This window comes from Ruminococcus sp. AM43-6, assembly GCF_003461785.1.
In the GTDB taxonomy this organism is placed as follows: Bacteria; Bacillota; Clostridia; order Oscillospirales; family Ruminococcaceae; genus Hominimerdicola; species Hominimerdicola aceti.
In genome coordinates, this window is the sequence record NZ_QTXU01000018.1 from 17,871 (window position 1) to 31,768 (window position 13,898).

At 44.5% G+C, this 13,898-nt stretch carries 13 protein-coding genes; 12 read left to right on the forward strand and 1 reads right to left on the reverse strand.

The window, feature by feature from the left end; genetic code table 11:
- Positions 1–37 precede the first annotated feature (37 nt).
- The 12 genes from DW938_RS09990 (at position 38) to gatB (ending at position 12,347) form a co-directional block, all read left to right on the forward strand.
- The gene (locus tag DW938_RS09990; protein ID WP_117858963.1) at positions 38–997 is read left to right on the forward strand and encodes a PhoH family protein; all 960 of its coding nucleotides are present in this window, start codon (positions 38–40) and stop codon (positions 995–997) included.
- A 7-nt stretch (positions 998–1,004) separates the two neighbouring features.
- Positions 1,005–1,514, forward strand: a complete 510-nt coding sequence (gene ybeY, locus DW938_RS09995) for an rRNA maturation RNase YbeY (RefSeq protein ID WP_117927113.1) — start codon at positions 1,005–1,007, stop codon at positions 1,512–1,514.
- A complete protein-coding gene (locus tag DW938_RS10000) occupies positions 1,501–1,989 on the forward strand; it encodes a diacylglycerol kinase family protein (RefSeq protein WP_118124670.1) in 489 nt (162 codons plus the stop codon). The genes ybeY and DW938_RS10000 overlap by 14 nt, the downstream gene beginning before the upstream one ends.
- Positions 1,990–2,001: 12 nt before the next feature.
- Entirely contained in the window at positions 2,002–2,916 is a 915-nt protein-coding gene (gene era, locus DW938_RS10005) for a GTPase Era (RefSeq protein WP_117897655.1), read from the forward strand.
- A gap of 69 nt (positions 2,917–2,985) precedes the next feature.
- Entirely contained in the window at positions 2,986–3,108 is a 123-nt protein-coding gene (locus DW938_RS15275; RefSeq protein WP_278278290.1) for a hypothetical protein, read from the forward strand.
- On the forward strand, positions 3,071–3,823 hold the full coding sequence (gene recO / locus DW938_RS10010; RefSeq protein ID WP_117924317.1) for a DNA repair protein RecO: 753 nt from the start codon (positions 3,071–3,073) through the stop codon (positions 3,821–3,823). The genes DW938_RS15275 and recO overlap by 38 nt, the downstream gene beginning before the upstream one ends.
- A 44-nt stretch (positions 3,824–3,867) precedes the next feature.
- Entirely contained in the window at positions 3,868–6,264 is a 2,397-nt protein-coding gene (locus DW938_RS10015) for an endonuclease MutS2 (protein ID WP_118124671.1), read from the forward strand.
- Between the two features lie 55 nt (positions 6,265–6,319).
- Entirely contained in the window at positions 6,320–6,949 is a 630-nt protein-coding gene (yunB, locus tag DW938_RS10020) for a sporulation protein YunB (protein WP_181984410.1), read from the forward strand.
- A gap of 192 nt (positions 6,950–7,141) precedes the next feature.
- Positions 7,142–9,118, forward strand: a complete 1,977-nt coding sequence (ligA, locus tag DW938_RS10025; protein ID WP_118124673.1) for an NAD-dependent DNA ligase LigA — start codon at positions 7,142–7,144, stop codon at positions 9,116–9,118.
- Between the two features lie 41 nt (positions 9,119–9,159).
- On the forward strand, positions 9,160–9,429 hold the full coding sequence (gene gatC, locus DW938_RS10030; RefSeq protein WP_022287800.1) for an Asp-tRNA(Asn)/Glu-tRNA(Gln) amidotransferase subunit GatC: 270 nt from the start codon (positions 9,160–9,162) through the stop codon (positions 9,427–9,429).
- A gap of 12 nt (positions 9,430–9,441) precedes the next feature.
- Positions 9,442–10,893, forward strand: coding sequence for an Asp-tRNA(Asn)/Glu-tRNA(Gln) amidotransferase subunit GatA (gatA, locus tag DW938_RS10035; protein ID WP_022287799.1), 1,452 nt, complete (start codon positions 9,442–9,444; stop codon positions 10,891–10,893).
- Positions 10,894–10,910: 17 nt separating this feature from the next.
- Positions 10,911–12,347, forward strand: coding sequence for an Asp-tRNA(Asn)/Glu-tRNA(Gln) amidotransferase subunit GatB (gene gatB, locus DW938_RS10040; RefSeq protein ID WP_118124674.1), 1,437 nt, complete (start codon positions 10,911–10,913; stop codon positions 12,345–12,347).
- 58 nt (positions 12,348–12,405) lie between these two features.
- Here gatB and mtaB read toward each other — a convergent pair whose 3' ends face one another.
- Positions 12,406–13,710 (reverse strand): tRNA (N(6)-L-threonylcarbamoyladenosine(37)-C(2))-methylthiotransferase MtaB, encoded by a 1,305-nt coding sequence (gene mtaB, locus DW938_RS10045; RefSeq protein ID WP_118124675.1) that lies wholly within the window; start codon positions 13,708–13,710, stop codon positions 12,406–12,408.
- Positions 13,711–13,898: the final 188 nt, after the last annotated feature.

The window sequence follows — 13,898 nt, forward strand, 5'->3', positions numbered from 1 at the left end:
TAGGTATATCAGAACAAAAAAAGAGGAAGTTGTGCTAATGGCGGAAAAACTTATCAGCGTGGACAGAATGGAAACTGTACTCAGCCTTTTCGGCAATTATGACGAGAATGTTAACCTTATCCAAAAAGAGTATAATGTTGTGATTCTCGGCAGAGGTGACGATATCAAGATAACAGGCGATGAGGAGAACGTATTTAACGCCTCGGAAGCTATAAATAGCCTTATTGCTCTTATCAACAAGGGCGAGGCTATCACTGAGCAGACTATAAGATATGTTTTCACACTTGTGCGTGAGGGCAAGCAGTATGAGATAAAGCATATGTCTGATGACGGCGTGTGCGTAACGGTGAGCGGAAAGCTCGTCAAGCCGAAAACTCTCGGTCAGAAAAGATATGTTGAAGCAATAAGGAAAAAGACTATCGTCATGGGCGTTGGTCCTGCGGGAACGGGCAAGACTTATCTTGCGGTGGCAATGGCGGTAAAGGCTTTCAAGGCGCACGAGGTGGAGAAGATAATCCTCACACGTCCTGCGGTTGAAGCAGGAGAAAAGCTGGGCTTTCTTCCGGGCGACCTGCAATGTAAGGTAGACCCATATCTCAGACCGCTTTATGACGCACTTTTTGAAATGCTCGGTCCTGACACTTTCGCTAAACAGCAGGAGCGTGGCTGTATCGAAGTCGCTCCGCTGGCATACATGAGAGGACGTACTCTTGACGATTCTTTCATTATCCTTGATGAAGCGCAGAACACCACTCACGAGCAGATGAAGATGTTCCTCACACGTCTTGGATTCAACTCAAAGATAGTCATAACAGGCGATATAACGCAGATAGACCTGCCTGACCAGAGAAAGTCAGGACTTATTCAGGCAATGAACGTACTCAAAGGCATTGACGATATATCGATAAACAGATTTACCGACAAGGACGTTGTCCGTCACAAGCTTGTGCAGGACATAATCCTTGCTTATGAAAAATATAACAAAAAAGGAATGTGAAAAAGTAATGGGCAAGGTAAAAGTAATGATAACCAACAACCAGACAGAGGTAAAGATACCAGTTGGCATAAGGCTTCTTGTAAGACGCTGTTGCCATGCTGTGTTGGAATATGAGGGCCACAATGATGATTTTGAAGTTTCTGTATCTTTTGTGAATGACGAGCAGATACATGAGCTTAACAAGGAACATAGAAACATAGACCGCTCAACAGACGTGCTGAGCTTTCCTCTTGGCGAGGACGGTGATTTTGACATGAACCACGAAACAGGCGCTTACCTGCTGGGAGATATAGTCATAAGCCTTGAAACTGCTTACCGTCAGGCTGAGATATATGGACACTCTCTTGAAAGAGAGATAGGCTTTCTGACAGTACATTCAATGCTTCATCTCCTTGGCTATGACCATGAAGAAAGCAATCTTCAGGAGAGGATAATGCGTGAAAAGGAAGAAGCTATACTTGGCAATCTGGGCATATCCCGTGACGCCACTTTCTTAGGCGAGCATGAACACAGGTAAAACAGGGATAGGACGTTTCTTCAAGGGCTTTGTTTATGCCTTTGAGGGCGTTGTGAGCTGTATAAAAACAGAACGCAATATGCGTTTTCACATTGGCGCTGCAGTGCTTGTGATACTGCTAATGCGATTTTATGGGCTTAGCGCAGCCGAAACTGCCGCAGTTTATATCTGCATAGGGCTTGTTATTTCACTAGAGCTTGTGAACACGGCTGTTGAAGCCGCTGTGGATATGGCGTGTAAAGATAAAAACCCTCTTGCTAAAAAGGCTAAAGACTGTGCGGCAGGGGCTGTACTCATTGCGGCGGTAGCTTCTGTGGCTGTGGGAATAAGGATATTCTGGGACTATTATGCTTTTATGGCTATAGCCTCTTATTTTGCAAGAAACATATGGCTAGGGATAGCTTTAGCCGCAGGTGTGATACTGTGGCTCGTATGGGTGTTCAAAACGCCTGCTGACAAAGATAAAAAAAGATAAGGAAAAAAATATATGAACAAGAAAAATGCAAATTCAAAAAATGCGTTCGTCACCATTGTTGGACGTGCGAACGCAGGCAAATCCTCATTGCTAAACGCACTCGTGGGCGAAAAGATAGCCGCAGTGAGCGACAAGCCGCAGACAACAAGAACAAAGATAACAGGTGTTCTCACAAAGGGAGAAACGCAGTTCGTTTTCATGGACACACCTGGTATGCACAAGGCTAAAAACAAGCTTTCCGAGCATATGCTCAACGCTGTGAACGAGTCTGTTGCAGGGGTTGACCTTATTATCCTTATGGCTGACTGCACAAAGAAAATATCCGAAAACGAGCGTGAGCTTGTAAAGGGCTTCAAGACAGGCAAGACTAAGGTGATACTTGTGCTCAACAAGATAGATCTTCTTGAAAACAAAGAGGATCTTATCGCAGTTATAGCAGAGTATTCAAAGCTTTTTGATTTTATAGATATCGTACCGGTGAGCGTTCTTGAAAAGGACGGCCTTGATATTATTATGGAAGATCTTGAAAAGAATGCTGTGGAGGGTCCGCACTACTTCCCTGATGATAAATTCACAGACCAGCCTGAAAAGGTCATAATGGCTGAGATAATAAGAGAAAAGGCACTCAATAACCTTAATGACGAAGTTCCTCACGGCATAGCTGTGACTATCGAACATCTTAATGAGCGTGAAAATAGAAACGGTGAAGCTATACTTGACGTTACCGCTACTATTTACTGTGAGAGAGAGTCACACAAGGGTATCCTTATTGGAAAAGGCGGCTCTATGCTTAGAAAGATAGGTCAGGAAGCAAGAGCTGACCTTGAAGATTTCTTCCAGATAAAAGTAAATCTTCAGTGCTGGGTTAAGGTAAAAGAGGGCTGGAGAAACCGTGAGGGCATGATAAAGAATTTCGGTTTGGAATAAAGGCAACATATTTTTCCGCTTATAATGACCGCCAAAAAAGCTGATAATATCAGTAAGGCGGTGAATATCATGACTTTATGGGACAAGTTCTTTGAAAGCGGCAGGATAGAGGATTATCTCACATATGCCGCACACAGAAAAGAGGATACTGACAATGCTGACCTTTATGGGACTGATACTGAGAGAAAATGACAGGGGCGAAACAAGCAAATCCATCACTGTCCTCACAGCAGAGCGTGGAGTCATAGATATATTTGTTCGTGGCGGCAGGAAAAGCACGAAAAATGCGTCATCAACGCAGCTTTTTGCATACTCTAAGCTGTGCGTTGAGGAAAAGAAGAACGCTAAAGACCAATCAATGTTTTTTCTCAACAGCAGTGAATCAGAGAAGCTTTTTTACAATATCAGGCTCGACCCTAAAAAAACGGCTCTTGCCTCTTACTTTTCTGAGCTTCTCATGTATATACGAACAGAGGAAAGCGGCTGTGACGAGATAATGCGGCTGACGCTGAACACACTTTATTTTCTCGATAAAGGCGACAGGGATAACGAACTTCTCAAATCTATATTTGAGTTTCGTCTGCTGTGCGAAGCAGGATTAAGGCCTGCGCTTCTTGGCTGTTCAGTTTGCATGGCGTATGAAGCTGACATTATGCACTTCAATCTGTCAACAGGTGTCTTGGAGTGTGACAAGTGCTGTTACAATCCTGACAGCATTTACGATATTGAATTAGACAGGACTATGCTATACATAGTCCGATTTATTGCACTGACGGAATATGAGCGGCTTTTTGCTTTCAAGATAAGCGAAAGATACCAGAAAAAGCTGACCGCTTTTACAGAGCGGTTTGTTAGATATAATCTGAAAGGCAAGTTTCCGTCGCTTGATTTTTACAGACTTTTGTAGGCATTGCGTAGCTTTGCCTATTGTCATATTTTGAGGTATATATAATGGACGAAAGATTTTACGATTCGCTGGAGCTGAACAAAATTCTTGAAATGCTTTCAAAAGAATGCTCCAACGAAAAAACAAAAAAAATGGCTTTGGGGATAAAGCCTTGTTCTGATCTTTACACGGTCAAGAAAGAAACAGGCAAGACCGCCGAAGCCCTTGAACTCAGCGTGAGATACGGCACGCCGAATTTCTACAACATAAACGACGTATCAACTTACATCAAAAGAGCCGAAGCAGGCGGTGTGCTTTCTCTTGGAGAGCTTATCCAGATAAGACGCTTGCTTGCGCAGACCTATGAGCTTCACCACTGGTATGAGCAGTGTGAGAACAAGGACACTTCCCTTTCATATCTCTTTGAAATGCTCTATCCAAACAAGTATCTGCAGCAGCGGCTTGAAACGGCTATCATAGATGACACAAAACTTTCTGACGACGCAAGTGCGGAGCTGAGAAGCATAAGACAGAAGATAACACGTTCAGGGCTGAAGATAAGAGAGACCCTTGACAAGATGATAAAATCCCAGAGCACTCAGAAATATTTGCAGGAGAGCATCGTCACAATGCGTGACGGACGTTTCGTTCTTCCGGTAAAGACTGAGTTCAAGGGCAATGTCAGCGGTCTTGTTCATGACACTTCCGCAACAGGCTCAACGCTTTTTATCGAGCCTATGTCAGTTGTGGAAGCCAACAACGATATCCGCATTTTGCAGGGTCAGGAGCAGGACGAGATACACAGGATAATCGCTGAATTTTCTATGGAATGTGCCGAAATGAAAGACCAGCTCATTTCAAACTACAATGCGGTAACAGAGCTTAACCTTTATTTTGCAAAGGCAAACCTCGGTGCAAAAATGAGAGCAATGCTCCCTGAGATATCCAATGACGGTGTTATTGTGCTGAACAAGGCACGTCACCCTCTTATCGACCCCAAAAAGGTCGTGCCTATAAACTTTTCTATTGGCACTGACTATCACTCCCTGATAATAACAGGTCCTAACACGGGCGGTAAGACAGTTGTGCTTAAAACTGTGGGTCTGCTCACGCTTATGACAATGTGCGGTCTGCTCATTCCTGCGTCAGACGGAAGCAGGATATCAGTATATAAAAACGTGCTTGTTGATATCGGCGACCAGCAGTCTATAGAAAACAATCTGTCTACATTCTCTTCTCACATAAGCAGAGTAAAGACCATACTTGACGAGGCTGACAGCGAAAGTCTTGTGCTCCTTGACGAGCTTGGCTCAGGCACTGACCCCGTGGAGGGTGCTGCACTGGCGGTGGCTATAATCGAACGCATAAGGATATTTGGTGCGACGCTAGTTACAACTACTCACTATCAGGAGCTTAAAATGTACGCTATCGACACTCCTGACGTTGAGAACGCTTCATGCGAGTTTGACGTACAGACTTTGCACCCGACATACAGGCTTATCATAGGCTCACCCGGTAAGTCCAACGCTTTTGCTATCTCTGAAAGTCTTGGTATCGACAAGGATATAATCAAGTACGCTGAGTCGCTTATTTCTGAGGATAACAGAAAGTTTGAAACTATCATAGACAATCTTGAACGCACAAGAATGCAACTTGAAGAAAACAACAGGCTTGCGGAGAAATACCGTGCGGAAAGCGAGGCTCTCAGAAAAGAACTTGCAGAGCAGAAAGAAAAATTCTACGATCAGAAAGAAGCCGAGCTTGAAAAGGCAAGACGTGAGGCTCAGCAGATCGTAAATCGTGTTCAGCGTGAGTCGCAGGCGCTTGTTGACGAGCTTGACAAGCTGAGAAAAGAAAAAGAAAATCCAAACTTCACTCAGAAAGCCATTGACGCAAGGCACAAGCAGAAGTCCACAATGAACAAGCTTTACAGCGAGGCTAACCCTGTTTCTGAAAGCAGGAACGAGGGATATGTGCTGCCAAGACCGCTGAAAAAGGGCGACAACGTGCTTATCGTTGACACAAACAGAAAGGGTATCATTATAACGCCCCCTGACAACAGCGGAATGTGCTTCATTCAGGCAGGCATAATGAAAACCAAGATAGATGTAAAGAAGCTTCAGCTTATTGAAAAACAACAGCCGCAGAAACAGTCCAAAAAGCCTGTGAAAAAAGGCGGAGTATCTAAAAACGGCATCGAAAGCCGCATGACAAGAAAGGTATCCACCGAGCTTGATATCAGGGGCTATGCCGCTGACGAGGGCGTTCATGAAATGGAGCAGTTTATTTCTGACGCTATCATGTCAGGAGTGACGATGCTCACCATAATCCACGGCAGAGGCACTGGTATTCTCCGTGACGCCATAAGGCGTGCGCTTAAACACCACCCGTCTGTAAAATCATTCAGAAAAGGCGTTTACGGCGAGGGCGAGGACGGCGTAACTATCGTTGAATTAAAGTAAAATAATCACATATCACCGCATTTTGGTATATAATAAGCCAAAGGCGGTGATTTTTTTGAGCGTCCACAAGCGTTCTTTCAAGAACAGAATTTCATACATAATTCTTGCTGTCGTTATTAGTCTTGCACTGCTCACCACGGTGTTTTTTGCACAGCTTTCAAGGCACATCAGCGAAATAAGCGAGTTTGAAAGCAAGCAGGCGGCACTTGACGTGATAAATGCGGCCATAAGCAGAGAGCTTGAAAAACTGCCCCAGAGCAGTTATATAAAGATATCTGAAACTGACGGCAGGATAACCTCCATAAACAGCGATACGAACGCTGTGAACAGGCTTCAAAGCAGTGTTTCAAGGGCTGTGAACGAAAGTCTTTCACAGCTTGAGGGTACAAAACTCAGCGTACCCATCGGCACACTTTCGGGAATAAATATCCTCACAGGCAGAGGTTTTGACATACCACTGCGGCTTCATCAGATAGGTGCGTCAAAGACCGAACTTAAAAGCGATTTAACGGAAGCCGGGATAAATCAGACAAAATACAGCCTTTATCTCACTGTGACCATAGAAATGACAGCCATTCTTCCTGCACACTCTACGGATATCGTGGTGAGCTATGACTATCCCGTAAGCGAAACTGTTATCGTAGGAGAGATACCTGATATGTACTTAGACAAGGGAAAAGGCTGATTTTTTCGCAGTTTATAGAAAAAAGGCTTGTATTTCACCAGCAATTATGGTATAATATAAAGGGCAATACCGCATAAGGCACGCCTAACGGCTTTGCACGCAATCTGCTTGCAGATTGCGTACAATCCTTATGTGGTATTGCCCTGCGTATGATATGCCGTAAAAAGTTGGCAGAAATGGAGTTGTGTTATTTTGAACGAACAGGACGCTAAAAAACGTATAGACGAGCTTGTGAAGCTTTTGAATTATCACTCTCAGCTTTACTATGTTGAGGACAGGAACGAGATCACAGACTATGAATACGATATGCTCCAGCAGGAACTAAAGAGTCTTGAGGAGCAGTTTCCGCAGTTTATCAGAAGCGACTCCCCTACTCAGCGTGTAGGCGGCAAGGCGATATCAATATTTGAGAAAGTCACACATCGTGTACAAATGGGTTCTTTGCAGGACGTTTTTTCTTTTGAACAGGTGAGAAGCTTTATTGAAACAGTTCAGCAGGCTGTGGATAAACCGCAATTCGTTGTTGAGCCGAAAATAGACGGACTTTCGGTATCCCTTGAATATCACAACGGTGAGCTTGCCATAGGCTCTACCCGTGGTGACGGCTTTGTGGGCGAGGACGTTACTTCTAATCTGAAAACTGTAAAGTCCATTCCTATAAAAATAAATGAGGAACTGCCTTTGATAGAAGTCAGAGGTGAAACATATATGCCGAGAAATGTTTTTCTGAAGCTTGTTAAAGAGCAGGAGGATAATGACGAGCAGCCTTTCAAAAACCCTAGAAACGCCGCCGCAGGTTCTCTTAGACAGAAAGACCCTAAGATAGCGGCAAAAAGAAAGCTTGACATCTTTGTGTTCAATGTTCAGCAGATAGAGGGCAAGGAGCTTACTTCCCACAAGGAGTCTCTTGACTATCTGAAAACACTGGGATTCAAGACTATCCCTGATTACAAGCGTGTGTCTACCGCTGATGAGGTCATAGGCTGCATAAAGGCTATCGGAGAAAAGCGTTTTGACCTGCCGTTCGATATTGACGGCGTTGTTATAAAGGTTGACGATTTCAGACAGCGTGAGATACTTGGTGCAACTGCAAAAGTGCCAAAGTGGGCTGTGGCTTACAAGTTTCCGCCTGAGGAAAAGACCTCAAAGCTGCTTGATATAGAGCTTAACGTGGGCAGAACTGGTGCGATAACACCTGTGGCCGTGTTTGAGCCTGTTTTTCTTGCAGGCACGAGCGTTTCAAGGGCGACCCTCCACAATCAGGATTTTATAAGAGAGAAAAACATTTCCGTGGGGGATATCATCAAGGTGCGCAAGGCAGGAGATATAATCCCTGAGGTGCTGGGTTCTGTGGAAAAGCATGGCGACGGAGTTTTCACGCTTCCTGAGTGCTGTCCTGTATGCGGAACAAAGCTTGTGAAGTCCGAGGAAGAAGCGGCGGTAAGGTGTCCGAACGTTGAATGTCCTGCGCAGATATTCAGAAGCATCGTTCACTTTGCTTCAAAGGGCGCAATGAACATTGACGGTCTTGGTCCGCAGATAGTTCACACCCTTCTTGACAACAAGCTTATCACCTCTGTGGCTGACCTTTACACTCTGAGCGAAAACAAGCTTTTACAGCTTGACAACTTCAAGGAAAAATCAGTGAACAATCTGCTTAGTGCTATAGAAAAGTCAAAGTCCAATTCTTTGGACAGATTGGTGTTTGGCCTGGGCATAAGAAATATCGGACAGGCTTCTGCGAAGCTTCTGTGCGACAAGTTCGGCGACCTTGACAACATCATGAACGCTTCCGCTGAGCAGATATCCGAGATAGACGGCTTTGGCGGCGTAATGGCGCAAAGCGTTTACAACGCTTTCCATGAAGAGCATATGATAGAGCTTATCCAAAGGCTCAAAGAATGTGGGATAAACACAAAGTATGAGAAGATACAGATAGACGACCGCTTTGCAGGAAAGACTTTTGTTCTCACAGGCACTTTGCCGACACTGAAAAGAAGCGAAGCAAAAGCACTTATTGAGAAATACGGCGGCAAGGCAAGCGGCTCGGTATCCAAAAAAACGGACTATGTTCTTGCAGGTGAGGAAGCAGGAAGCAAGCTTGATAAAGCTCAGCAGCTCGGTATCAAGATAATCACCGAAGAACAGTTCAAGGATATGATAAAATAAGATAATATCTTTTTATATAAATAAAACAGGAGGAATGTAAAATGAACATTGACATTAAACACATTGCCAAGCTGGCAAGACTTCGCATCGAAGACGATCAGCTTGATAAGTTTGAGTCAGAAATGGAAAACATCGTGGGAATGGTTGAAAAGCTCCCCGACATTCAGGACGAAATGACCCTTGACCCTGACAACCCGATGATACTCAGAAAAGACGTGGCTGTTCAGGATAAATTCACAAGACAGGAGCTTATGCAGAACGCTCCTCAGGTAAAGGCAGGCTGTCTTGTCGTGCCTAAAACAGTAGAGTAAGGAGTGTTATAATTGGAACTTTTTGAGAGAAATGCCTGCGACTTGTCAGAAATGATAAAGAACAAGGAAATAAGCTCCGCAGAGCTTACAAAGTCTGTTTTTGACAGAATAAAAGCAGTTGAGGGCAAGGTAGACGCTTATCTGACACTTGACGAAGAAAACGCTATGAAAAAAGCCGCTGAGATAGATGAAAAGCTTGCAAAGGGCGAGGAGCTTTCACCTTTGGCTGGTATACCTGTTGGTATCAAGGACAATATCTCAACAAAGGGTCTGAGAACAACTTGTGCATCAAAAATGCTTGGAAACTATGTTCCGCCTTTCAATGCAACTGTAATGAACAAGCTTGACGATATCGTTGTAACAGGCAAGCTCAACATGGACGAGTTCGCTATGGGTTCATCAACCGAGAACTCACATTTTAAGCCTACTAAAAACCCATTTGATACAGAGAGGATACCTGGCGGTTCATCAGGCGGATCTGCTGCCGCTGTTGCAGCAAGAGAGGCTATCGTTACTCTTGGCTCTGACACTGGCGGATCTATCAGACAGCCAGCTTCATACTGCGGCGTTGTAGGTCTGAAGCCTACATACGGCAGCGTTTCAAGATACGGGCTTGTTGCTTTTGCTTCCTCACTGGATCAGATCGGACCTCTTGGCAAGTGCGTAAAGGACGTTGCTATGGTACAGTCCGCTATCGTTGGTCATGACAAGTATGACGCCACTTCTTCCTATAGAGAGTATCCTGATTTCGCGGCTGACCTTAAAGCTGACGTAAAGGGTCTGAGGATAGGTATACCAAAAGAGTATTTCGGCGAGGGTATCGACCCATTCGTTAAGCAGTCTGTAATGAACGCTGTGAAAGAGCTTGAAAAGCAGGGCGCAACTGTAAAGGAGATTTCTCTGCCGTCTACAGATTATGCACTTTCATCATACTACATCATTTCTTCTGCAGAAGCTTCTTCAAACCTTGCAAGATTTGACGGTGTAAGATACGGCTTCAGAGCTGAAGAATATGACGGACTTGTTGATATGTACGAGAGAACACGTTCAGAGGGCTTCGGCGACGAAGTAAAGAGAAGAATAATGCTCGGCACATTCGTGCTTTCATCAGGTTTCTATGACGCTTACTATAAGAAAGCAAAGCTCGTTCAGAAGAGAATAATGCAGGAGTTCGCATCTCAGTTCGCTGACGTTGATGTTATCGCTACTCCTACAGTTCCGTCAACAGCTTTCAAGATCGGTGAAAACACTGACGATCCCCTTAAAATGTACGCAAACGATGTCTGCACTGTTACAGTGAACATTGCAGGTCTGCCTGCAATAAGCATTCCTTGTGCATATGACGACAAGGGTCTGCCTGTTGGTATGCAGCTTATCGGCGGAAAGTTTACAGAGCAGCGTCTGCTTAACACAGCTTATGCTTATGAGCAGCTTGTTGGCGGATTCAAAATGCCTGAGCTTTAAGGAAAGGGGTCACAAAAATGGTAAAAGGCTACGAAGTTGTAATCGGTCTTGAAACTCATGCTGAGCTTAATACCGAGTCTAAAATATACTGCGACTGCAAGAACCAGTTCGGTCTTGAAGTCAATTCACAGGTTTGCCCTATCTGCATGGGTATGCCTGGCACACTGCCTACTCTTAACGAAAAGGTAGTTGATTATGCAATAAGAATGGGTCACGCACTCAACTGCGAGATAAACCGTGTCTGCAAGCAGGACAGAAAGAACTATTTCTACCCTGACTTGCCAAAGGCTTATCAGATATCACAGGCAGAAGTTCCTCTCTGCGGCAAGGGCTATGTTGATATCCTTGTTGACGGCGAGGAAAGAAGAATAGGTATCACAAGAATACACATCGAGGAGGACGCAGGTAAGCTTCTCCACTCTGACAAGTTCCATGGTGTATCACTTGTTGACCTTAACCGCTGCGGTGTTCCGCTTATCGAGATAGTTTCTGAGCCTGATATGCGTTCCTCACAGGAAGCAAAGGTTTATCTTGAAACACTGAAATCTATCCTCCAGTATCTTGGCATATGCGACTGTAAGATGCAGGAAGGTTCTATCAGATGTGACGTAAACGTATCTGTTCACAAGCCTGTCGAGCCATTCGGCACACGTTCTGAGATGAAGAACGTAAACAGCTTCTCTGCCGCTGTAAGAGGTATCGACTACGAGGTAGAAAGACAGATAGCTGTTCTTGAAGCAGGCGGAAAGGTCGAGCAGGAAACTCGCCGTTGGGACGACGAAAAGGGAATGAGCATTCCAATGCGTTCAAAAGAGGACGCACAGGATTATCGTTACTTCCCTGAGCCTGACCTGCTCACTATCGTTGTTGAGCAGGAGCGTGTTGACGAGCTTAAAAAGAGTATCCCAGAGCTTCCAAACGTAAAGATACTCAGATATGTAAAGAAGTTCGGTCTGAACATAAAGGACGCAACGTTTATAGCAGAGTCTGTTTCCCTTGCAAAGCTTTTTGACGATTGCATGGCAAAGGACAAGTTCCCTGCAAAGTGCTATACAACATGGATACTTGGCGACCTTGTTAAGTACATGAATGCAACAGGCAAGACTCTCGAAGATACAAAGCTCACTGCTGACAATCTTACTGACCTCGTCGCTGCTATCGAAGCAAAGACCATTTCCAACGCAGGAGGAAAGAAAGTTTTCGCAGTTCTTCTCGAGGAGGACAAAAAGGTAAGCGACATTATCGAGGAGCAGGGTCTTGCACAGGTCTCTGATGACAGCGCACTTGAAAAGATCGCTGACGAAGTTCTTGCCGCAAATGAAAAGTCTGTAAATGACTACAAGGGCGGAAAGACAAATGCTCTGGGCTATCTGGTAGGTCAGTGCATGAAAGCATCAAAGGGCAAGGCTAACCCAGGAAAGATGAAGGAGATAATCCTTGCAAAGCTTGGCTGAGCACAGAAAAATCTGATATAACAAAAGAGGATCGCATTTGCGGTCCTCTTTTTTGTACTCATATAAGTTTTCCGTAACAAAACTCGCCATCTGACGAGGTTATCTCTATCTTTAAAAGCTGTCGCCTTAAAGAAACTTCTTCGCTCGTCCTCGGTATTTTCACTGTCACATAATTTGGCGCATGACCTTGGTGCCACTGAGAGCTTGTTTCCTTTTCAAACAAAACCTCCTGCACTGTGCCCACAAGACTTTTGAGATACAAAGCCTTTGTTTCGTTGCATACATCTGCCATTTGAGCCGCACGACTGTGCTTGGTCTTGCGGTCGAGCTGACCTTTCATTTTGTCGGCAACAGTGGTAGGTCTGCGTGAATACGGGAAAATATGCGTTTCTGCAAAAGATATCTTCTTTGCAAATGCCAGCGACTTTTCAAATTCCTCGTCAGTTTCCTGTGGAAAGCCCACCATTATGTCGGTGGTTATAGCGCAGTTTGGAAAATACCTGCGAAGCTTCTCGCAAAGCTCGGCATACTCCGCCGTATCATAATGGCGGTTCATGCGCTTCAAAGTTTCGTCACAGCCGCTTTGCAGGGAAAGATGAAAATGCGGACAGAGTTTTTCAAGCTTTGACATTCGCAGGATATCTTCATCGGAAATAAGCTCAGGCTCAACAGAGCCGATACGCACTCTGTAATCGCCATCACAGCCGCAGGCGGCTTCAACAGCGTCAATGAGCCGCGTGCCGTTTTTGAAGTCTCTGCCGTAACAGCAAAGATTTATGCCCGTGAGGATTATCTCCTTGTGACCTGAGTCAACGAGCTGCTGAACTTCGGGAGCGATATCCTCCAAAGGTTTTGAACAGATGTGTCCTCTAGCAGTGGGGATAATACAGTAGGTGCAATACTGATCACAGCCGTCTTGAATTTTGATATACGCACGAGTTTTTTGGTCAGCACCTGAGTTTGTCATTTTCTCAAAAGCCTCTCCCCTCTCACGAGGAACTATCCTGATAATACGCTCGCCACTTGTGATATACCTTTTTATAAGGGCAGGTATCTCCTTTTTTGCACCTGTGCCAACTATGATACCGCACTCGTCAAGAGCAGAAGCTTCCTTTTCAAAAGCCTGCGGAAAACAGCCTGCCAAAACTATCAGACACTCAGGATTAGCTTTTTTTATCTTGTGGATAAGTTGTCGGCATTTTGAGTCCGACTGAGCGGTAACAGTGCAGGTATTTACAACACAAACCTCTGCATCAGCATAATCCTCAGTGACCTCATACCCCTCGGACAGCATTGCTTCCTTTATATTTTCTGTTTCATATTGGTTTACCTTGCAGCCGAATGTATAGAAAAAGGCTTTCATATTTGATTTCCTTTCAGTAGCCAAATGTTTATAATGCACAATAAATCACGGTAATATATGTGCATATTGCATAAATCTAAACTTTGATTTTTATCACTCTTGACTATTGTACCATATTTTAATTTTTTTTGCAAATATCCATTGACAAATCAGAAAAATCGTTTATAATATAAATTGTAGAGAAAAGA

Excerpts from the sequence above, each read along its gene's own strand:
- mtaB (WP_118124675.1), bottom strand. The coding sequence starts at position 13,710 with ATGAAAGCCTTTTTCTATACATTCGGCTGCAAGGTAAACCAATATGAA.
- era (WP_117897655.1), top strand. The coding sequence starts at position 2,002 with ATGAACAAGAAAAATGCAAATTCAAAAAATGCGTTCGTCACCATTGTT.
- gatB (WP_118124674.1), top strand. The coding sequence starts at position 10,911 with ATGGTAAAAGGCTACGAAGTTGTAATCGGTCTTGAAACTCATGCTGAG.
- gatC (WP_022287800.1), top strand. The coding sequence starts at position 9,160 with ATGAACATTGACATTAAACACATTGCCAAGCTGGCAAGACTTCGCATC.
- recO (WP_117924317.1), top strand. The coding sequence starts at position 3,071 with ATGCTGACCTTTATGGGACTGATACTGAGAGAAAATGACAGGGGCGAA.
- DW938_RS10000 (WP_118124670.1), top strand. The coding sequence starts at position 1,501 with ATGAACACAGGTAAAACAGGGATAGGACGTTTCTTCAAGGGCTTTGTT.
- ybeY (WP_117927113.1), top strand. The coding sequence starts at position 1,005 with ATGGGCAAGGTAAAAGTAATGATAACCAACAACCAGACAGAGGTAAAG.
- DW938_RS15275 (WP_278278290.1), top strand. The coding sequence starts at position 2,986 with ATGACTTTATGGGACAAGTTCTTTGAAAGCGGCAGGATAGAGGATTAT.
- DW938_RS10015 (WP_118124671.1), top strand. The coding sequence starts at position 3,868 with ATGGACGAAAGATTTTACGATTCGCTGGAGCTGAACAAAATTCTTGAA.
- DW938_RS09990 (WP_117858963.1), top strand. The coding sequence starts at position 38 with ATGGCGGAAAAACTTATCAGCGTGGACAGAATGGAAACTGTACTCAGC.